We start from the raw sequence: 22,398 nt of genomic DNA, 5'->3' as shown, positions 1-22,398 counted from the left end.
TATGATATTCTTTAATTTACCAAAACCACGACGATTCCATCATGAATATATCTATTTTGATGAAAGAAAAGAACGTCTAAAAAAATTGGAAGAGAAATTAAAGAAGACAACGGGAAGCGAAATAGAAGTAAATGCAAACGAAAAAGAATATTGTTTTGATTTTCGTAGTAACCGAAATGCAAATAGAAAGATAAATAGTTTGCAGCTATCGTTCTTTGGGACTATCATTTTTGTTATAATCTTAGCAGTTCTACTGATTATCTATCTTAAATAAAAAGAGAATGAGTGATATTATACAGCTTTTACCAGACAGTGTTGCAAATCAAATTGCTGCAGGAGAAGTAATACAACGTCCAGCTTCGGTAGTAAAAGAGTTAATAGAGAATGCTGTTGATGCAGAAGCAAAAACTATAAATGTTGTAATTATAGATGCTGGGCGCACTTTAATACAAGTTATAGATGATGGAAAGGGAATGTCTGAAACAGATGCTCGTCTTTCTTTTGAACGCCATGCCACTTCTAAAATAAGAAAAGCCGACGATTTATTTGCATTATCAACAATGGGCTTTCGTGGCGAAGCTTTAGCATCTATTGCTGCTGTTGCTCGTGTAGAATTAAAGACACGTCAAGAAAAAGATGAGATAGGAACTTCACTAATTATTTCTGGAAGCAAATTTGAAAATCAAGAAGTTTGTACTTGTCCGGTAGGAAGCAATTTTAAGATAGAAAATCTCTTTTATAATGTTCCTGCACGGCGAAAGTTTCTGAAATCGAATACCACAGAACTAAATAATATTATTTCGGCATTCGAACGTATTGTTCTTGTTTATCCTAATATTTCTTTCACTTTACATTCTAATGGAGTTGAAGTTTTTTCGCTCAAAGCTTGCAATTTGCGCCAACGCATAGTAGATGTTTTTGGTAAGCGCATTAATCAAAACCTACTTCCTATAGATGTCGAAACTACATTGTGTCGTATTTATGGCTTTGTGGGTAAACCAGAATCGGCAAAGAAACGTGGTGCTTTGCAATATTTCTTTGTGAACAATCGCTACATGAAACACCCCTATTTTAATAAAGCTGTAGTAAATGCCTACGAACGACTGATACCATTTGGCGAACAAGTTCCTTATTTTCTTTATTTCGAAGTACCTGCCGAAAATATAGATGTGAACATTCACCCTACGAAAACAGAAATTAAGTTTGAAAACGAACAAGCTATTTGGCAAATTCTAATGGCGTCTGTAAAAGAAGCTGTAGGAAAATTCAACGATATTCCATCTATAGATTTCGATACCGAAGGAAAACCAGACATTCCTGTCTTTAATCCTTCTGCAAACATTAATGCTCCATCTGTAGGTTTCAATCCCACTTACAATCCTTTTAAAGAAACTAAGAAAAACAATTCTTCTACAACTCAGTGGGAAGAACTTTACAAAGAACTAAATGTAGGATCTGAAGAAATGCCATCTGCATTAAGTTCTACCGATGAACAAACTTTATTTAAACCAGACGAATTTGATAATACACATATCGAAGACGAACGGTCGCCTATACATTATCAATATAAAGGGTGTTACATTATAACTACTGTAAAATCGGGACTAATGATAATAGACCAATATCGTGCACATGTGCGTATTTTGTACGAACAATATCTGAAACAGTTAGACGAACATACTGCGCACACACAAAAATTGCTGTTCCCAGAAATTGTAAACCTGCCATCTAACAACGAAGTTATGTTGCAAAATATACTTCTCGAAATGGAAACTATGGGTTTCGAACTTAGCAATATGGGTAGCGGAAGCTATGCTGTAAATGGTATTCCTACAGGAATAGAAGGACTAAATGTGCCTATGCTTGTGAACGAAATGGTTACTTCTACTATAGAAGGAGAAAGTTCTGTGAAACAAGATATTGATAAAAAATTAGCATTAAGCCTTGCACAAAATGCAGCTATTCCACACGGACAGGTATTAAGCAACGAAGAAATGGAGAATATTGTAAACCAGTTGTTTGTATGCACCAATGTTAATTATACACCGAATGGAAAACCCATTCTAACAATTTTAAAACAAGCTGATATCGAAAAAATGTTTCAATAAACCGACACATATTTTGCGTAACATAGTGGTTACTTTCCACTATGCATATACTCCGCTTTTTCTTACTTTTATAGAATAATAAACCCATAAAAGCAAAAAAATATTCTTTTCTATTCTCTAAAAACACCCATTAAAACCATTTTTTTTATTTTCTTTGTTGGTTATATTTTTTTAATATTATACCTTTGTAACATTAAAATCAATTTAACAAACAATCGTTATATGCAAAAAAGTTTTTTATTATGCACTAATGAAATATGTACGCATTATAATTTGACGGAGATACTTATATGCCCAACAGTACATTTCTTTTAGAAAATGGACGAATTGACAAATATTTGTTTCCTAAGGGCTATGTAAAAGCATACTATTTTGGTAATATTGGGCATAGAATAAAGGAACATATTTGGGTGATAAAATCGGAAAGGGTATAGGAGATATAGTAAATGAAATTTTCTATCAATAAGTCGTATATGAAATTAATAGAATACTATTTGAACATATTCCACTATGTTATATATGTATATTGTATAAAATACAAGCGTTTTTTACCAGATTATAGTCCAAGTTTGAATTCTGGAATTATTATGATGTGGCTTTCTTTAATTCTTGTGATGCAATTACTTATTATTCATAGTTTAATTTATAAAATATTTCATATTTCTTATTCGTCAGATTATGATTTTTACTCTACAATTTTTTTTGAATTATTAGTTTGGTTTTCTGTAATACACAAAGAGAAGTATCGTTTATACTTCAAAGAATTTAAGCAATTACCACCTGAAATAATAAAGAAATGGCAAAAGAATACACATTTAGCTTTACTTATAACTCTTATGTTTTTGGTGGTAAGTATGTTATTATTGAATGTCTTGTGATATAAAATACAGTTCAAGTGGTACTGTCCTATGAAAGTGTGTAAGCCCCTTTTTTCTTATCTTTGTATTTGAAAACATTTAAAAGAACGTGAGTTCGATATAAGCTCTATGCAATTAGCAGGAAGCCAGTGGTATGGAATCAATGATTCCTCCTTATGGTTGGGTTGTTTCAGGTGCATATTTCTTAGGAAAATATGGAATGGAAGAATTAAATATAGATTTTTGGAACAAATGATAGACTTTTATTTTATGATACACTACGTAGTGTATCGGTTTTATAGAAAGCGAAGTACTCAAGATAGGGACACTTGCTTACTTTATGCTTTTAGCTTGCACATAATTCTTTCAGAATTTTTACTGTTGGGGGCTGGACATTTCCTTTGTAAATTATTTGAAATTCAAAATATAATCAATAAGCCATTCCTGTGTTTTTATGTAGTTATTTCTCTAATATTTAAGAGTCTTGTATTCTGTTGGAAAGACAGATACCTTAAAATCTTTACCGAGTATGAGAAACAAATAGATACTCCTGCAATGAAACGAAAGATGAAAAATGCCAAGATATTTAACTATAGTATTTTCATAGTAGACATTATTATGCTTTTTATAGGCGATTATCTTAATCATCATGGCGGGTAGCATTATGTTTAAATATAATATAACGTGATTTCGTTGAATTCACGTTATATTATTGCCATCTTTCACTATACTGTGCACAGATATTTCTTAGGAAAATATGGCTTTGAAGAATTTGATATGGATTTTTGGAATAAATGATAGACTTTTATTTTATGATACACTACGTAGTGTATCGGTTTTATAGAAAACGAAGTACTGAAGATCGGGATATTTGCTTACTCTATGCCTGTTCCTTGAACTTGTCTTTCTTCATTGGATTAATATTGGGGGTTGCACACTTCCTTTGTAAATTACTTGAGATTCAAAATATTATCAATAAGCCTTTTATTTGGTCTTATTCAATTATTTCTCTTATATTTGAGTATCTTGTATTCTTTCGGAAAGACAGATACCTTAAAATCTTTACCGAGTATGAGAAGCAAATAGATACTCCTGCAATGAAACGAAAGATGAAAAATGCCAAGATATTTAACTATAGTATTTTCATTTTAGAAGTTATTCTGCTGTTTATACTTGATTATCTTAATCATCATGGCGGATAGCACTATGTTTAAATATAGTGTAAGGGGAACAAACAAAATATATACTAAAAATGCCTTTCTGTTAATATATATATTAGGTGTAGGAACAATAAATAATAATGATATTGTGATGTGTTCAGAGCCCTTAGTTGTTACACCCCAACCAAATATTTATTAATATTCAGCAAAAAAATAATTAAAAAAAAATATTTTGTAATTACGAATTATTTTTTTCTTATTAAAAAACTCTCCTATTATTTTTTTGCTTTCGAAATGCAGAACATATATATATGTTTTATATCAAGTTGTAATGCCGTATAAATTAAAAATATTTCATAAAACAGTATTTTTCTCTGTTTTAATGTTGTTTATTAAAAAAATATATTTAATTTTGCACTTGAATTCGAGATATACAACTTACTAATTACAAAATTAAGCATAAAATTGATTGTATAATAAATAAAGATTATGAGAAAAATTTTAATGGTATTGGCATTTACTAGCTTATCAGTAGCTGGTTTTGCACAAGACGAAGTGCCTACAAAAAAGTATAGCGTTGCTACAAATTCTTTTTGGAGCAATTGGTTTCTTCAAGTAGGTGCAGATTGGAATGCATGGTATTCTGGTCAGGAACATGGTGCTGATTTAAAAAGAAATCCATTTAAGGACTTTCGTTCAAACCCAGGTGCAGCTGTAGCTATTGGAAAATGGTTTACTCCTGGACTTGGTCTTCGTATTAAAGCACAAGGTATTTGGGGTAAACGTGTAGGTAATACAGATGTTCACACTTCAACTGTAGACAATGGTAACAAATATTGGATTGCACAAGGTCAGGCAATGTTTAATCTTACCAATATGTTCTTAGGTTATAGCGAAAATCGTCTTGTAGATATTATTCCTTTTGTAGGTGCAGGCGTTGGTCGTACAATGAGTCATAACTTATATGCAACAGGACTTAGTGCAGGTGTTCAGGCATCTTTCCGTTTAAGTAAGCTTATGCGTCTGTATGCTGAAGCAGGTTGGAACCGTTACGAAGGTGATCTTGACGGATATGACCAATATTATGGCAACCGTGGTTGGGATTCACACGATAACAACCTTTATGTAGAATTAGGTTTACAATTCAATCTTGGAAAATCTGGTTGGGAAAAGACTCCAGATGTTGATGCTCTTAACGCACAACACCAATCAGCTCTCGATGCTTTAAATGCTCGTTTACGCGATGCTGAGGCTGAAAATGCTCGTTTACGCGATGCACTTGCAAATCAAAAACCAGTAGAAACAGTAAGTCAGTCAGTAAAAGAACTTATTTCTACTCCAATTTCAGTATTCTTCAACCTCGATAAGACAAATATCGCTTCACAGAAGGATCTTGTAAATGTACGCGCACTTGCTAAATATGCAGTAGACAACAATAATAACCTTCTTGTTACAGGTTATGCTGATAGTGCAACAGGTTCTGCAAAGCACAATCAGTGGTTGTCTGAAGAACGTGCTAAGACTTTAGCAGGCGAACTTGTTAAGATGGGTGTAGAATCTAGCAAAATTTCACAAGTTGGTAAGGGTGGTGTAGATACATTGACACCAATTTCTTTCAACCGTCGTGCAACTGTTCAGGTTACAGACTAATTAGAATCTACATAAATATAAAAAATAGGTCATATTGAAAAATATGACCTATTTTGTTTTTATTAGAGATAAAAAACAAGATTATAGACTTTTATTTCTTTGCTAAAATAATTAATACCTACCTTTGTTTCTGTAAACAAGTGAAACAAATAAAACACAAATATAAAAATCGGATATATGAAAGATAAACTAATTAGCGGTTGCTTTAGTGTTGCTATTGTTATAATTTTCATAGTAATGCTATTGTCTGCCATTAGTATGATAAAAAACGGTGCATACATAAAAGGAGGCTTTTTATTGTTTACGGTATTACTAGTTGTTATTCCTGTATTGATAGGTTTGTTTTCAAAATCAAAGAAAAACGCAGATAAAGAACAACATATACCCCAAATTCCAGTTCCTACTACTAATGATAAACTTATAGAGCTGGTGAAATGTGTTACAAACAATAATGCAGAAATGGTGGGAAATGTTCTTAATATGATTAAAGACCCTGAAGGATTTTGCAAAACAGAAATAGAAAACAATCCAGAACAGCCTTACGATTATAACGATTATTTGTTAGATTTGCACCGAGATAACAATATTGCCTTATTGCACATCGTAACACTCTATGTACTTGGCAATGCTAAATTTGTAGTTAATTTTGATTGGAAAGACGATTTGGAAACGTTTTTGTATGGAATACGTAACCTAAAATGCTTTAAAGAAAATAATCTTCCTATAGACGAAGCAGCTTTATCTACATTAAACGATATTCCACAACAATGCTTCTATCTAAACGAGCAATGGAAATCTATTGGATTTCAAACAGTGTTTATTGATACAAATAGCGATGAATATTGGGTGACAATAGTGCCATTGTCGGAAAAAATATAATCAGGTTATAACAATATAAGCATTAAATGAAAATGTTACGGGACTAATCCACCCATTTAGGATTAATTTTCTAATTAAGCAAGAATACAAAAATAGGAGGCAAACATATACAATATAATGTTAGTCTCCTATTTTTTTTACAGCTAATACGAAAATCTATTAGTCTTCCATTAATTTACGGTAACGCCCTTTCTTAATTTCTTCGTTTCCAAGGCGACGTGCCTTGTTAATTTCGTATTCAGAGTAAGTTCCCTCGAAGAAGAACACTTCGCCATTGCCTTCGAAAGCAAGAATATGCGTACAAATGCGGTCTAAGAACCAACGGTCGTGGCTGATAACAACAGCACAACCTGCAAAGTTTTCCAAACCTTCTTCCAATGCGCGCAGTGTATTCACGTCAATATCGTTGGTAGGTTCGTCGAGCAAGAGCACATTTCCTTCTTGTTTCAATGCCAAAGCCAGCTGCAAACGGTTGCGTTCGCCACCAGAAAGAACACCACAAAGTTTGCTTTGATCAGTTCCAGAGAAGTTAAAACGTGATATGTAAGCACGTGCATTAATATCTCGTCCGCCCATTCTAATATTTTCGTTGCCTTGTGCAATAACATCGTAAACCGATTTGTTAGGGTCTATATCCTTGTGTTGTTGGTCTACGTATGCAAGTTTTACTGTTTCACCTACCTCGAAATTGCCATTGTCTGGAGTCTCCAAGCCCATAATAAGGCGGAAAAGAGTGGTTTTACCAGCACCATTCGGACCAATTACGCCCACAATGCCGTTAGGTGGAAGCATAAAATTTAGGTCGTTAAAGAGAACTTTTTCGCCAAAAGCTTTTTGTACGTGCTGTGCTTCGATAACCTTATTACCGAGACGTGGACCATTTGGTATAAATATTTCGAGCTTCTCTTCGCGATCTTTTTGCTCCTGATTAAGCATTTGTTCGTATGAATTTAGGCGAGCTTTGCCTTTTGCTTGGCGTGCTTTTGGTGCAAGACGAACCCATTCCAACTCGCGTTCAAGCGTTTTTCTACGTTTAGAAGCAGTTTTTTCTTCCTGTTCCATACGTTTTGTCTTCTGATCAAGCCATGAAGAGTAATTTCCTTTCCATGGAATGCCTTCGCCACGGTCAAGTTCAAGAATCCATTCACTAACATCGTCAAGGAAATAACGGTCGTGAGTAACAGCAATAACAGTTCCTTCGTATTGTTGTAGGTGTTGTTCTAACCAATCTATACTTTCAGCGTCCAAATGGTTAGTAGGTTCGTCTAGCAATAACACGTCAGGTTTTTGCAATAATAGGCGACATAGAGCCACTCTACGTCGTTCTCCACCAGAAAGATGAGTTACAGGAAGGTCGCCTGCAGGACAACGCAACGCAGCCATAGCACGTTCTAGCTTCGAATCCATATTCCAAGCGTCCGTTGCATCAATAATATCTTGCACTTCTGCTTGACGTTTCATTAGCTTATCCATTTTGTCTGGGTCGCTGTAGTATTCTTCCAAACCAAACTTTACGTTTATTTCGTCGTATTCACGAAGTGCATCGTAAACGTGTTGTACACCTTCTTGTACGTTTTCTTTTACGGTTTTCTCTTCGTTGAGAGGTGGATCCTGTGGTAAATAGCCTACGGAATAACCAGGACTGAATACAACTTCGCCCGATGTTGGCTGCTCAATGCCTGCAATAATCTTCATTAATGTAGACTTACCAGCACCGTTTAAGCCGATGATACCTATTTTGGCACCATAGAAGAACGAGAGGTAAATGTTCTTCAGAATTTGTTTTTGATTTTGTGGAATAATCTTTGATACTCCCACCATTGAGAAGATAATCTTCTTGTCGTCTACTGTTGCCATGTATTTTTTTATTGTTGTTGATTTGTTCTAAGTTGTGTTAGTGTTATTTATGGTATAGTATAAATTTGTTGCACTTATGTTTTATATAAAGGTAATAGACTTTACTCTCTGTTTAGTTCTTCTTCTGCTTCTTTTGCACGTTTGCGTTCGTCTAACAATTGGAAATCTTTCTTTTGCAGAACGAAATCAGTACCAAGATACTTTTCTTTCACAATTTTGTTTGCAGCCAATTCTTCTGGCGTACCTTTAAAAAGTATTTGTCCTTCAAATAGCAAATAGGCACGGTCGGTAATGTTTAGAGTTTCGTGCACATTATGGTCAGTAATGAGAATACCGATATTGCGGAATTTTAATCGCCAAACAATGTGTTGAATATCCTCCACTGCAATTGGGTCTACACCTGCAAATGGTTCGTCGAGCATTATGAACTTTGGATCTATTGCTAAGCAACGTGCAATTTCGCATCTGCGTCGTTCTCCTCCCGAAAGACGGTCGCCAAGATTCTTTCGTACCTTTTCTAAGCGAAACTCTTTAATAAGGCTTTCCATTTTCTCTATGCGCTGCTGTTTGGTGAGTTTTGTCATCTCCAACACACACATAATGTTATCTTCAACACTCATTTTCCTAAAAACACTTGCCTCTTGTGGCAGATAGCCAATACCTGCTTTAGCACGTTTATAAACAGGATATTTTGTTATTTCTAGGTTGTCAATGTAAACGTGTCCTTCGTTTGGAACCACCAAACCGGTTGTCATATAGAACGATGTTGTTTTGCCAGCACCATTTGGTCCTAACAGTCCAACAATTTCTCCTTGTCGCACATTGATACTTACTCCGTTTGCCACAGTACGTTTTCCGTATCGTTTAACAAGTCCTTCGGTACGAAGAACACTGTTTCTTTCGCTCTCGGGTTCAATGATTATGTTTTCTGTGTCGAGCATTTCTAATTTCGTTTCTATGTTGCAAAAGTAGTAAAATAAATGCTAATATCATTGATATTGCTTAAAACAATGACTTATATTGCAGTTTTTTAGCGGATTTTGGTTACTTTTGCACTCGCATACAATAAACATACAAACTATGCTTATATTTAATTGGCTTACAATTCTTGGTAGATACCTGCTCCTGATGGGACGCGCATTCAGTCGTCCTGAACGTTTCCGCATGTTTTTTAAACGCTATGTAAAAGAGATGTCGCAACTCGGTGTCGATTCTATTGGTATTGTTTTGCTTATATCTTTCTTTATCGGAGCTGTTATTTGCATACAGATAAAATTAAATGTTCAAAGTCCGTGGATGCCACTTTGGGTATCGGGTTATGTTACGCGTGAGATTATGTTGCTCGAATTCTCTTCGAGTATTATGTGTCTTATTCTTGCAGGAAAAGTTGGTTCGAACATTGCCTCAGAGTTAGGAACTATGCGTGTTACACAACAAATAGATGCTTTAGAGATTATGGGTATAAACTCGGCAAGCTATTTAATATTGCCTAAGATAGTAGGACTCATTACCATAATGCCTTTCTTAGTTATTTTTTCTGCTGCAATGGGTATTGTGGGAGCCTACGCAACTGCTTTCTTTGCGCATATTATAACTCCTGTAGATTTAACTTCGGGATTGCAGCACGACTTTAATCCATGGTTTATGTATATGAGTATAACCAAAAGTCTCTTCTTTGCTTTCATCATTGCAAGTGTCTCATCATTTTTTGGCTACACAGTGAAGGGTGGTTCGGTAGAAGTAGGCAAGTCTTCTACCAATGCCGTGGTTAGTTCCAGTGTGCTCATTCTATTTAGCGATGTATTTTTAACCCAGCTTCTTAGCTAATTGTTTATTTCGTAATAGGCTTACAAATATGATAGAAGTTAAAAACTTATATAAATCGTTTGGCGATAAAAAAGTGCTTCACGACATAAATACAGTGTTTGAAGATGGTAAAACTAACTTGATTATTGGACAGAGTGGAGCAGGAAAAACAGTGTTACTGCAGTGTCTTGTGGGATTGTTAGAGCCTACAAGTGGAGAAGTACTTTACGACCATCGCAACTTTGTAGCGATGAATAAAAAAGAGAAGATTAGAATGCGCAGAGAGATGGGAATGATTTTCCAAGGTTCTGCTTTGTTCGATTCGCTCACTGTTTTCGAAAATGTTCGTTTTCCTCTTGATATGTTTTCTAATATGACACCAGCAGAGCGCGATGCACAGGCGCAAAAATGTATAGAACGTGTGAACCTAACGGGAGCAGAAAATAAATATCCTGAAGAAATATCGGGCGGTATGCAGAAGCGTGTGGCTATAGCGCGTGCTATAGTAATGAATCCTAAATATTTGTTTTGCGATGAGCCGAACTCTGGTCTTGATCCTAAAACATCGTTGGTTATCGACCAACTATTGTCGGACATTACGAAAGAATTTGATATTACCACTATTATTAATACGCACGATATGAACTCTGTTATGGGAATTGGTGAACACATTGTGTTTATTGCAGATGGTAAAGCAGAGTGGCAAGGGAACAAAGACACGGTGATGTCGAGCAATAATCAGAAACTAAACGACCTTGTATTTGCATCTGATTTGTTTAAGAAAGTAAAGCAGGTAGAGACCGGAAAGAAAAAATAAAGCACTCTGCTTTTATCCATATTTCATTGCTTTTTTCTTCGCATATTCTGTATGTTTGGTTTATATGGCTAACATTATTAAGAATATGCGTTTTTATTGATTATGGATATTTATATGTACTTCTTGCGTAGGAGTTTTATAGCCGATGCAAACGAGTAGTGAGAGATAATGTTTAAAAAACAATTTGATTATTCTACCGTAGCATCGTCGTATTTTGTTTATACTATTACTTCTTGCCATCTTTTGTTGTCTGCTTGGCATCTTGTTAGCCTTTCTAACTTGATTCCGTAGTAAATTGGTGGAGACTTTATAAGCTGTGTCTACTGGTTTTGAAAAATAAAATAGAACATTTTAGATAGTAAGAAAAATCAGCCACATTTTAGTTCTTTTTGTTTTAGATATCTCTAACGCTTGTCTCAGATATCTCTAACGCTTGTCTCAGATATCTCTAACGCTTGTCTCAGATATCTGTCACGTTCGTCTCAGATATCTGTCAGTTACGTTTTAGATATCATAAAAAACTATGTCTTTTATAATGCTATATTATACTACCTAAAATATGTTTATTCAGATGCGTAGTATGAATTTGTTTTTTCTGTGGTATTTTGCTTTGGATATTCTTCTAAGTTGTTGAACAGTAATATGTTGTTTTGTGTATTGTTATATAGTTGTGGCTTTTATCACAATTGTTTTCTTTTCTAAAAAGTCTTCATCTCTATTCTGTTGAGTATATCTAACTTGTTGCAATTCATTATACCTTCGGTATAAAGTCACTTAATCTGCTCGACAGAAAAACAAAATAAATTAAGGTTCTAATAGCCTATTTGAATAAAAAAAAGGCTGACCGGCGAGGCATACAATTATATGTTGGTTGCCTCTCCCTTCAGCCTATTATGTCTTTCTTTTTTGTATTTTATTTTTCTTAATGGAACTTACCAGTTGTACATTACTCCAAAGTCTATGCAATTTAAAGCAGTAATCTTTCCTAAGAGATTAGTTCCTGGTAGCAAACTGTCGCGACCTAAGAAGCCCATTAAGTAGATGTTGTGATTATAGAATGCAGAAAAATTCTTTGCAATCTGGTGACTAACCGTCATTCCCAGATTTATGGCGCCATCTTTAGAGTGCTCTTTGTTGGTTTGAATGCCAATGGCAGGACCTGCATATAGCGCAACGTTCCATGCACGGTTAGGTCTGTATCCACGGAAATAAGCGAGTAAATCGAGTTGGAAATCTGCCGAAACAAATAGAATGTTACGCTTATCTTCGTTGAAGCTAGCTATATTGTTTTCAATGTAGGCATACTTAACATTGTCCATCATGTATTCTAATCCAAGTCGGACAGCCGAAACCTCATTCAGTTTGTAGCCTCCAAAAGCCGATAGGTTAATTTTTGCACCGCTATCTTTAAACCGGTGTTTTGTGAGTAGAATATTCCAACCACCACCCAGAGCGGCGAAAAAGCGCATTGGTTTTTTAGACACAAACGATGTCATATCTGCATCTTCGTAGCGCGCAATACGGTTGAAAGGCACAGTTAAACCTACACGAACAGAGAACGAATTGCCCAACTTAAGTGGTGTGCTGTCCATTTCTCTTGTTCTATATAGAGTGTTTCCTGTTGCGTTAATATAGATATTGTCGTGTGCATTGAGCGAAGAATACATTGGTTCAATGTTTAGACGCAAGTCTCTACTAAGTCGTGTCCATAGCTGTAGTCCCACGCGGAAGCCGTCTACCGTAATTCTTGAACCCTTAATAGTATGCTCAGCATCGTTCATAACAAGCCAACCGTTTTGGTAACCTAAGAGAATATTTGCTCCAACCAGAGAGTGCTGGTTGTAGTTTTTGCTTAATCCCATCGGATTAATGAGCACATCGCCAGCAATTGTACCTAAGCCAATAGCGTGGTGAATGTCTTCTGTTTGTCCATTCGTAGTGTGTGTAGTGGTCATATCCACACCTTTTGCCATATTCAAACCAACACGTGCTCCTAAGAAAGAGTTTGCCCACAAGCCTAAAGATAGTTGCATTGATGTTCCCCACGAGTCTTTTCCCTTACTTGGTAGCATAGGATAGTTGGCATACCCATATCCGTAATCGAGAAAGAAGCGATGTAAACCCGACGATGGTGCTGTTTTCCACGGCAGGTTCTTAATGGTTTTAATAAATCCGTCGAGATGATATTTAGCTCCCACTGTAAGTACATTCGATATGGCTCCAGGAGTTGTGTATATCTGGTCAGAGTCATAATGGCTGCTTGGCATCCAATAAACAGTGTGGCTATAAAACAAGGATAGATAGGGGAGAACACGATATGAGAGCATTCCACCAAAGTTAGCACCAACATCTGCTTTTTTACCATATTTGCTTAGCACCAGAGATGGTCCGCCATAAAGTTCTACATTCCATCTTCTTCCAGGACGATATCCCGTCATAGCGTTGAGTACATTGAACTGATAGTCGGCAGATATGAATGTGTTTTTATAAGTAAACTTATAGAAGTTGCCGCTGCCATTCTTTTGCCAGATGGGATTCGCAACATAATCTACCATAAGTTTTGCTCCGCTATACATATTAAAGTTATAGCCAACAAAGCCATTGAAGTTTAAAAGCAGTCCGCGCGACTTGCCTGTATATCTCCATTTGTTAATGGTAGTGTTCCAACCAAATCCTCCCCCCATAAAGAAGCCACTCTCTGGAAGGTCATTCTTTGCATTATTAACATCGTAGTTACGTTGCAATTTATTGCGGAATAGTACAGCTAAACCCAATTTAAAGTCAGTCTGACTATATTTCATACGTCCATCTGGACGATCGAAGTGTTCTATTAGAATGTAATTTGGCTCAAAAGTTAGGCGCAAATCGTTTGTAATTTTAGCCCAGAATTGTGCACCTAATCGGTATCCAGCGTATCGTCCACTCGTTTTATCATTTATATTAGTGTGTACTAATTGGAGCTGTCCTAATTCGTAACCACCGTAAAGATTCAGTCCCACCGGGCTATCCCAGTTGTAATGGCGTGTAAAACCGAACGGATTGAGCATAGCATCGAGCGAAACACCCGACTTTCCAAGTAGCGATGTGGTTTCGCTTGCCTTTGTCCATGCAGCATTCGTTAGGTTAATGCCTGCTCGTAAACCAATAGCCGACGACATCCATTGACCAATATTAGCACTAACACTATAACCAATGGTTTTTCCAACCTTTAAGTTTGTAGAATAATAATACGATGGACCTATGCTGTATTCGAAGAACCAAGGACGTCGCCAGCGTAGTCTAGCAGGGTCTTCGAGGAACAATCGCTTATCATCGGTAAAATGTTTTTGGAAGTCGCCCGCATCTTTTTGTGCAGACATATTGTTGTAGAAGTACCAAATATACGATAGATTTACACCATAACCAATGCTGAAGTGGTTAAATTTAGAGGCTTTATCTAAGTCCATTCCCTCTGTACCAGCCATAATATACGGTTCTATGGCAAGTGCAGCATGTGTTCCAGCAAGGAATTTAAACTGTAAACCAGTATGTATATTGTAAGAGGTTGCTTTATCTTTCATAGTTCTCGCAACAGCAGAACCATTGTATTTTGTTAAGTGTGAGTGTTGAAAACCTAAACCAAGTATGCCCGATACGCTTAATGGACGGTCAGGACGATAACCCAAAAGATAGTTTGAGAAGTTGAAAAGATAGTCGGCATTGGCGCGCATCGTCCAATTTACGTTAGCTTCGCCACTAATGTAACCAAGCTCTCCGCCTATTCCCAGACGGAAAGAACTCATTGGACTAAGTTCTTTTCCTATTCGGAGATGAATACCAGCTTGCGTTGTTAATTGATAATCGTTATTATGCTGATAGAATACGGCACCAGCTCCTAAGTCTAAGAATGTATGTTTACCGAAGCCACCCTTTGTCCATTTGTCGCCTTGATAGCGGTGTCGGTTGTCTAAACTGTAGTCTAATGCATTGAAGTTTCTTTGTTTTGGTGTTCCATAATAAGCCGTATCAATTTTTGCCGTAATATCTTCTGCTTGCATTTTCTGTTCTAACTCGCTCAAATCCCTTACAACAGTGTCGGTAGGTTGGCTTATTGGAGTTTGTGCTTGAAGGGTTATAATAGCAAAAAATGCCATTACCAAAGGTACTATTCTATTCATTTTTTAATCTCCTCTACAGGTAAAGTGGTTGTTGGCGTGCCATTATTATTGTTCTCTTCCGTTGTTTCTTTATTGTCGTTTGACTCTTCTTCTTGTTCTGGTGCCTTAATTTTACCAGCAGCAATCATCAAATCAGTAAACTTTTGTCTGTATAACTCTGCCTTCTTTTCATCGTAAGGGTTTCTTTTGCGCACATCATCAGGAATATTTGCATCTGAATTATATAAGCCTTTGTATTGTGGACGCATATCGAAACAATGCTGAAAGTAGGCTAAGAATGAAGGTATAGTGTTATCGGTCATTCGCAATGCTACATCAGGACCATATTTTGCGGTGAGTTCCATAAAATCATCATCGCTTATTTCTGGCTTTCCTGCTTCAATAACCCCTTTCATATACCATTTCTTCGCGTTATTATCGGGCAGCGAATCTATAAGTGGTTCAAGCTCTTCGTACGTTTTTCCTAATTCAGAAGCTAGTTCAAAATTTAGTATCGCATAATTCTCTGCATTTGTTTTCATAACGTAATCCAATGCATCTTTGGCACGACGAGCTTCATCAGCAGTCTTGTTTTGCTTGAAGAAAAGAGTTTCTAAGTCAGTAAACATCTTTATATTCTTATACTCATCGGTATTTGGAAGTTTATTCGCAAGGTGATAAGCTTCACCAAGTTTCATAGCTTTGAAATACATTATAGCTTGGTTGGCTACAAGCTCTCGTCTGTTTACGATGTAATGATACTCGTTATCGAAAGATATTGGACGCGAAACTTCTAAACCAGACTTCATATCTATAAATGGTGAAAGAATAGATAAGTCTATAGAGTCGCTCTCTATGGCATAGCAAGCAACACGGTTTGCAATATAAGCAGCAAATGGGCTATATTGCATCGTCCGCCGTGTTTTAATCTCATTCCATGCCCGATAAGTTAGTTTACGTAGTTCTGTGGAGTCTTTTATTTGTGTAAAGAGATTATAATAATCTCCGTTTGAGAATACATTTTTGCCTCCTTTTTGGTAATCTTTGTCGTTATAGTAAGTCCATAACACTTCTTGTGGGTCGAGAACCTTATTCTGACGTAGCGTATAAGTACAGCGCATTAGACGTTGATTCTGCAATATCTCCTGAATAACAGGTTGGTTCTGCATTTCGCGCAACCCACTAATATTATTGTTAAATGCGTAGTTGCGTAATGTGTTAGCCTCTGTTTCTAAGTTACGAGCTTTCAACGAATCTGCAACGTCGAACCATGTATAAACTAAAGGCTCTTTTACTTCAAGGCCAGCACTCGATATTTGTCCGCCTATAATAGACAGTGCTTTCTTTGCACGTGTAGTAGCTAATTTAGTATTTGATGCTACATTGCCTTCAGGCGATGCTGTTCCTTGAACTGTAAAGTTCATTAAAGCACGACCATAAGAGCGAAGTTCCTTAACAAGCTGTTCTAAATTCTGCTGATTAGAGGCATCAGAAGTTAGTTCATCTTTACCAACCACGAATGTCAATTGTAGGTCGCGTGGTACTTCTCTAAGCTGAGCTCTGGCTTGTTCATAGTACTGTGGCGTTAGCTTAATTTGTTTCATAGCCATCGAAACATCTATTAGCTTCCATGGTTTACGTGTATTGCAAGTTCCGCTTTTCGATTTGTCTTCAAAGTAAATGTGGGTGTAATCTTCTAGTCTTAACACCGAGCCCCACTTGTAACTCTTGTTTGGATTAGGTTTTGGATATGTTGTTTCCCAATGAAAGATAAACGCATCGTTAGTGGTTGGTTGGTCTTCGATGTAATAGCTATGCAGCGAATCGTTACGATTGTAATCGAAACTCTTTCTTCTAATTTGGTTCTTGTGATATTGTTTTCCCTCGAACACCAGTGGTTCAAGATATTGTATGGTGTCTTCTTCTTCGCAATTGATAACCATTGGTTGGAAGATGAGCCGTGAATGGTCTTTTGTATACCATTCTGGTAGCCTTACTGTAACATTCCAATGCAGGTTTGGACCATCATCAATAGGTTTCATTTCAACGATGTTTGCGCCTGTGCGTTTTCCTATAACAGTTGTATTGGCAAGTAAGAGTGTTTTTGAGCCATCGGTAAAAACTATATCGTATTGCAGATTAGAACCAATATTTACTACCTTTACTTCGCCTTCGTTTATAACCATTAGTGCTCCTTTGGCTGAAATATCAGCTTCGAAGTGTCCATCGTAGTCGGGTGTTACGGTTGCATTGCTTTTAATTGTAACCTCTTGACTAATGTTTTTGCTTTTACTTCTATATGTTGCAGCCTGTTTATTGGCTTCGTTTCGGTTGTCGAATATATAAACGGGAACGGAGAGAGGAACTTTATTGGTTTTACCCCCATCAAACGATTTCATGTTTTTGTATACGTTACCCGTTATGTGCATTACTTGCGCATTAGTTATATTTACGTAAGCAAGCAGTAGATATAGAATAGTCAGGCAACGTTTTATACTCAGTCTCATATTGTTTTCTTTATCTTAATATGTATGAAAGCGTAACGCCAATTTTTGTTGGTAATATTTGGTATCCAGTGTATCCATCTGATGTTCTCACACCCGAGGATATTTCTAAGTTTGGTTGTCCATCTGTTGTTTTCTTTTGATGAAACAAAACCAATCCGATACCTGCATGCGCGTCAATTGTCCAACGATTAGAAATAGATGCAACATAGCCAAACGTTAGTCCTGCACCAGCAGCAAAGCCATCGTAGCGTGTATTTCTTACTTTAACATTATAGTCTACGGCTAAGGCACTTACGCCTATAAAGTGGTGATACATAGGTCGCCCTCCAAAATAGTATCTATATTCTGGTTGTACGCCCACCATCTTTGTTTCTGTGTGCCAATATGGCTTGTTATTTGCAAACACGCTTAATCCCAATGTAGAACGATTGCCAATTGTCATCTCAGCACCTATATTGTAAGTTTGTAGAGCCAACATTGCCACATCTGTATTTACAGAGATGGATTGGCTGTTGGCTATAATTGCCGACATTATACTTAAGAATGTTGCGACTATTCTTTTCATTTCTCTGTTCTTTTCTTTCGTTCTTCAATATCTTTAGCCACTTTCTGTTGTGCCTTTTCTGCTTGCTTCTTAGCTTTCTCGTATTCTTTTAGTCGTTTATTGCGAGCTTTTTCTATGTGCTTAGCTTTCTTTTCTGCTTCCTTAGCAATGTGTAGTGTGTCTTTTGCGTAGGCTTTGTTTGCTTGTTCTATACGATATTTTTCGTCTACAACCTCACGTTTCTTGTATCGGTTAGCTACTTTTGTTCCGAAATGATATATTAAGCCCACTCTAAAAATATCTGTTGAAGCGGCATAAACAAAAGGATTGAACGTTAGTTTGTAACCATTTTGTGGCGTTACAGTGGTATAAACGTGCCGGTTATTGATAACATCGCGACGATATTCTTCGTATTTTGCAAATACGACACCTGCGTTTATACCAAAGTCGAAATCTAAACTTGCACCATTTTGGTAGCCATATAGCTGTGCAACTGTGCCAAACATAAGTCCGCCAGTAAATGCATTTCCTTTCTTTCCTAAGTCTGTAAACTTAATGTTAAACCTATTGGCACCACCATATATACCCCAATAAAACACGCGGCGTGGATTATTTCCATGCCAATATTTGCGCAATTCTATTTTTCCATCGTATAAATCGTACACATTATAAGTAGGGTCTTTTGTTTGTGTGTTCCAGTTAATTCTCCCCGAAATACCGAGCGTCCATTTGTTCCAGTTCTTGTTTCCCAAGGTGTATTCTATGCCAAAGTTAGGTGTAAGCATTATCCAGTCTACAACATTTGTGCGCAAACCTATTCTTTCGCCTAATTTTAGGCTATCAACTCTATTATAATAAAGTGTGGAATGTTGTGCATAAGTTAATACTATCATTGGATAAGCAAACAAGAACATAACCAATGTTAATAGGCTTTTTTTAGAGTAAGTCATAATCTTTATTACGCAAGTATAATTAGTGGAGTTATCCTTTTTTAGCGAAACAACGCCTTAATAAAGAAAGAGTGCGCTTGACAGGAATCGAACCTGCACGATGGAAATCACTAGATCCTAAGTCTAGCGCGTCTACCAATTCCGCCACAAGCGCATTTGCGGGTGCAAAGGTAAGCTAACTTTCATTAATAGCCAAATAATTTGGCTTATTTTTATTGTAATACACTATCTTTTTTGTTTTTCATCTTATTGGAATCCCCATGTTATACCATTTATTCGTATCCCGGCTCTCCTTCGATGCAAGTATATAGATGTATTTTAAGTTTTAACGAAACGACAAAAATGTATATTCAATGTTTACAATGGCTTTGCGGTTTCGGCACAAATGTATCTTTTTCGGTTTTATTTAGTTGTCTTTTTAGAGCAAAACTTTACTTCTGTGAATTATAAAGTATAAAACGAATATTCTATGTAGAGATTTGCGTGAAGAAATAATATTTTTGTATCTTTGCAAAGAGTTCTCATTGTTGAAATGTGAATGCTCTACCTTTAAATAGAATATATGATAAATCTGTTACGGAAAAAGCTACCAAGAGTGTATAAAGAGAATGTTGCTCATTCGCTTTTATGGTTGTTTATCTTTTTTATTCCCGTAGCAGCAATGTCTCTCTATGATAGTAGTACCTTTAGAACATATAGTTGGACTCATATTTTTAGTGTTTGGACGGTTGTTTTCATATATTTTGGTGCATTCTTAGTGCATAATTTCTTTTTGTTACCACTTATTATCTATCGCAAACAACGAATACACTATGTGTGTGGGACCATTATTCTAATACTTATATTTGTACTTGTGTTATATGTTTTTCATACCCAAACAGCGGAAGAAAGTCTGAGAGCTATTGTTCAGGCTGGCTATGTTCAAAGCAGAATTACAGATAATCAGACTACTATTACAACACAAATAATAGTTGTAAACACCATAATCTTAGTGTTAATGTTTGGAATGAATCTTGGCGTAAAGCTCTTTTTTAAATATAATGACGACCAAAAGAAACTATATGATTTAGAAAAAAAGAACCTGGAACAACAGCTAATATCACTGAAATATCAAATAAACCCACACTTTTTTATGAATACTCTCAACAATATACATGCTTTAGTAGATATCGATCCTGAGAAAGCAAAGTGGGCTATTATCGTAATGTCGAAGATGATGCGGTATATTCTTTACGAAGGTAATAATACTTTTATTCCTTTACAGAAAGAAAGCGACTTTATACATAGTTATATTTCGTTGATGCGTATGCGCTATACAGAAAAGGTAAAGATAAATCTTAATATCCCAAAGCAATTTCCAGTGGGCGAAATACCACCACTACTACTCGTATGTTTTGTTGGAAATGCCTTTAAATATGGTATAAGCTATCAGTATATAAGCACAATAGATATTTCGCTTTCTGTAGAAAACAACAAGATAAAGTTTTGCTGTATAAATAGTAAACAGTCTGAAACTGAATGCGAGAAAGGCGGAGTAGGGCTGAAGAGTGTACAACAACGATTGAACCTGATATATCCAAACCGCCACAAACTCGTAATAGACGATGGCGAGAAAACTTATAGTGTGTGGTTAGAATTATCATTAACAAATAAGAAAAATGACAAAAAACCAACTCCAAGATGGAAAACAGAATAAGAACTTTAGCAGTAGACGATGAGCCTTTGGCACTGAAACAGCTGGCTACATATATAAAAAATATATCGTTTTTAGAACTGGTTGGCGAATGCCAAAATGCTATTGAAGCAAAGAGAGAAATAGAAAGGCAAACCGTTGATGCTATATTTATAGATATTAATATGCCTGATATGAGTGGACTCGACTTTGTACGCTCGTTAGAAGTAAAGCCTTTAGTGGTGTTTACAACTGCTTATAGCGACTACGCTATAGAAGGTTATAAAGTAGAAGCTATTGATTATCTCCTTAAACCATTTAGCCAAGAAGAACTAATGGCAGCAGCTAAAAGTTTAAAACGGCAGTATGTGTTGTTGCAACAAGCAAAAACAAATGTTTCTTTGGCAGATAACGACACTCTGTTTCTAAAGAATGAATATAAAATTATTCGTGTAAACATCAGCGATATACGTTATGTTGAAGGTATGGGCGAGTATCTAAAAATTCATTTTATAAGCGATAGAAAACCATTAATGATACTTTCGAGTATGAAGAAGATGGAGAAACATTTAGCTAATAATAGCTTTATGCGCATTCATCGTTCATGGATTATTAACTTGATAGATATAAACGAAGTAAACAAGAATCGTATTCTTATGAACGATGGCGTATATGTTCCTATCGGCGACATGTATCGAGAAGAATTCACAAGGTACATTAACTCTAAGTTCTTAGAGAAATAGGCGTGCAGCAGAGGGCGATAGAAATGTGTGTATATCGTGAATGGACGAAAGGCTGTGAAGAAGTAACTGAAATATATCACTCATGATATGCGATTGTATACCACGAGTGATATACAATGACATACCACGAGTGGTATATAAAAGGTACTATTATATAACAATTTTATTAATCTATTAAACAAAAAACAATTATGATCGAGTTTGAAATCAAATCGAGAAAGCTCAACATCGGCAAGCGTAAGGGACAAACCGTTTACTACGCTTCGCCAAAGGCAAAACAACGCCTGACAAACAAAATGGTAGTAGACCGCATTGTGCGTGAGACATCGTTATCTGCAGGCGATGTAAGCAATGCTCTTATCTCGCTCGGTGCCGTCGTACGCGATGCGCTGCTTATGGGCGTAAACGTAGACTTGGCTGACCTCGGTTCGTTCCGTGTCCTCGTTCCTGCGAAGATGATGGACAACGAAATCGACGTGTGTGTCGATACACTCAAGTCGCCCAAAATCGTGTTCACACCTAAAGTACAGATGCGCGATGCTGCCAAGAACGTGGAGCTGAGCGTGGACAACCCTAAACGCAAAAAGAAGCACGAAAGTAAGCCAGAGGGAGGCAAAGAAGGAGGACAACCACACCCTTAAACTCTCCCCCACTACTTTCCAGTAATCAACAACAAGCCGCCTCTGAACAAAGCAGAAGCGGCTTTTATATA

General features: G+C 36.4%; 15 protein-coding genes and 1 tRNA gene. 9 read left to right on the top strand and 7 right to left on the bottom strand.

Annotated features, from left to right (window positions below):
- Position 1 precedes the first annotated feature (1 nt).
- The 4 genes from DX009_RS07735 to DX009_RS07705 all read left to right on the top strand — a co-directional run bounded on the left by DX009_RS07735 (position 2) and on the right by DX009_RS07705 (position 6,654).
- Positions 2-274 carry a hypothetical protein gene (locus DX009_RS07735; protein WP_115083593.1) on the top strand — a complete coding sequence of 91 codons (273 nt, stop codon included), beginning with the start codon at positions 2-4 and terminating at the stop codon, positions 272-274.
- A gap of 7 nt (positions 275-281) precedes the next feature.
- The gene (gene mutL, locus DX009_RS07730; RefSeq protein WP_115083592.1) at positions 282-2,108 is read left to right on the top strand and encodes a DNA mismatch repair endonuclease MutL; all 1,827 of its coding nucleotides are present in this window, start codon (positions 282-284) and stop codon (positions 2,106-2,108) included.
- A 2,506-nt stretch (positions 2,109-4,614) separates the two neighbouring features.
- Positions 4,615-5,775: an OmpA family protein gene (locus tag DX009_RS07710; RefSeq protein ID WP_006044400.1), complete on the top strand. Its 1,161-nt coding sequence runs from the start codon at positions 4,615-4,617 to the stop codon at positions 5,773-5,775.
- Positions 5,776-5,952: 177 nt separating this feature from the next.
- Positions 5,953-6,654, top strand: a complete 702-nt coding sequence (locus DX009_RS07705) for a DUF6630 family protein (protein WP_115083590.1) — start codon at positions 5,953-5,955, stop codon at positions 6,652-6,654.
- Positions 6,655-6,813: 159 nt separating this feature from the next.
- Here DX009_RS07705 and ettA read toward each other — a convergent pair whose 3' ends face one another.
- Both ettA and lptB read right to left on the bottom strand, forming a co-directional pair.
- The gene (gene ettA, locus DX009_RS07700; protein ID WP_006044402.1) at positions 6,814-8,511 is read right to left on the bottom strand and encodes an energy-dependent translational throttle protein EttA; all 1,698 of its coding nucleotides are present in this window, start codon (positions 8,509-8,511) and stop codon (positions 6,814-6,816) included.
- Between the two features lie 101 nt (positions 8,512-8,612).
- On the bottom strand, positions 8,613-9,452 hold the full coding sequence (gene lptB / locus DX009_RS07695; protein WP_115083589.1) for an LPS export ABC transporter ATP-binding protein: 840 nt from the start codon (positions 9,450-9,452) through the stop codon (positions 8,613-8,615).
- A 139-nt stretch (positions 9,453-9,591) separates the two neighbouring features.
- On the opposite strand from lptB, the gene DX009_RS07690 reads away from it, so the two are divergent.
- Both DX009_RS07690 and DX009_RS07685 read left to right on the top strand, forming a co-directional pair.
- On the top strand, positions 9,592-10,338 hold the full coding sequence (locus DX009_RS07690) for an MlaE family ABC transporter permease (RefSeq protein WP_006044404.1): 747 nt from the start codon (positions 9,592-9,594) through the stop codon (positions 10,336-10,338).
- Between the two features lie 28 nt (positions 10,339-10,366).
- Positions 10,367-11,134 (top strand): ABC transporter ATP-binding protein, encoded by a 768-nt coding sequence (locus DX009_RS07685; protein WP_115083588.1) that lies wholly within the window; start codon positions 10,367-10,369, stop codon positions 11,132-11,134.
- A gap of 932 nt (positions 11,135-12,066) precedes the next feature.
- On the opposite strand, the gene DX009_RS07680 is transcribed toward DX009_RS07685, so the two are convergent.
- The 5 genes from DX009_RS07680 to DX009_RS07660 form a co-directional block, all read right to left on the bottom strand.
- Positions 12,067-15,291 (bottom strand): hypothetical protein, encoded by a 3,225-nt coding sequence (locus tag DX009_RS07680; protein WP_115083587.1) that lies wholly within the window; start codon positions 15,289-15,291, stop codon positions 12,067-12,069.
- Entirely contained in the window at positions 15,288-17,777 is a 2,490-nt protein-coding gene (locus tag DX009_RS07675; RefSeq protein ID WP_115083586.1) for an OmpA family protein, read from the bottom strand. Before DX009_RS07675 ends, DX009_RS07680 begins: the two co-directional genes overlap by 4 nt.
- A gap of 10 nt (positions 17,778-17,787) precedes the next feature.
- Complete coding sequence (locus DX009_RS07670) at positions 17,788-18,342, bottom strand: DUF3575 domain-containing protein (RefSeq protein ID WP_006044409.1); 555 nt, start codon at positions 18,340-18,342, stop codon at positions 17,788-17,790.
- Complete coding sequence (locus DX009_RS07665; protein WP_115083585.1) at positions 18,339-19,271, bottom strand: DUF3575 domain-containing protein; 933 nt, start codon at positions 19,269-19,271, stop codon at positions 18,339-18,341. Before DX009_RS07665 ends, DX009_RS07670 begins: the two co-directional genes overlap by 4 nt.
- Before the next feature lie 72 nt (positions 19,272-19,343).
- Positions 19,344-19,425: transfer RNA gene (locus DX009_RS07660), tRNA-Leu, on the bottom strand.
- 408 nt (positions 19,426-19,833) lie between these two features.
- Here DX009_RS07660 and DX009_RS07655 point away from each other — a divergent pair.
- From DX009_RS07655 to DX009_RS07645, 3 genes are all read left to right on the top strand, one after another.
- Positions 19,834-20,967 (top strand): sensor histidine kinase, encoded by a 1,134-nt coding sequence (locus DX009_RS07655; protein WP_245944606.1) that lies wholly within the window; start codon positions 19,834-19,836, stop codon positions 20,965-20,967.
- Entirely contained in the window at positions 20,952-21,686 is a 735-nt protein-coding gene (locus DX009_RS07650) for a LytR/AlgR family response regulator transcription factor (RefSeq protein WP_115083584.1), read from the top strand. The genes DX009_RS07655 and DX009_RS07650 overlap by 16 nt, the downstream gene beginning before the upstream one ends.
- 191 nt (positions 21,687-21,877) lie before the next feature.
- The gene (locus DX009_RS07645) at positions 21,878-22,327 is read left to right on the top strand and encodes an HU family DNA-binding protein (protein ID WP_115083583.1); all 450 of its coding nucleotides are present in this window, start codon (positions 21,878-21,880) and stop codon (positions 22,325-22,327) included.
- The last annotated feature ends 71 nt before the right edge of the window (positions 22,328-22,398 follow it).

It is taken from the genome of Prevotella pallens (assembly GCF_900454935.1).
GTDB lineage: Bacteria > Bacteroidota > Bacteroidia > Bacteroidales > Bacteroidaceae > Prevotella > Prevotella pallens.
The sequence above is the reverse complement of the archived record's forward strand: the minus strand, read 5'-3'. Positions and strand labels throughout refer to the sequence as shown.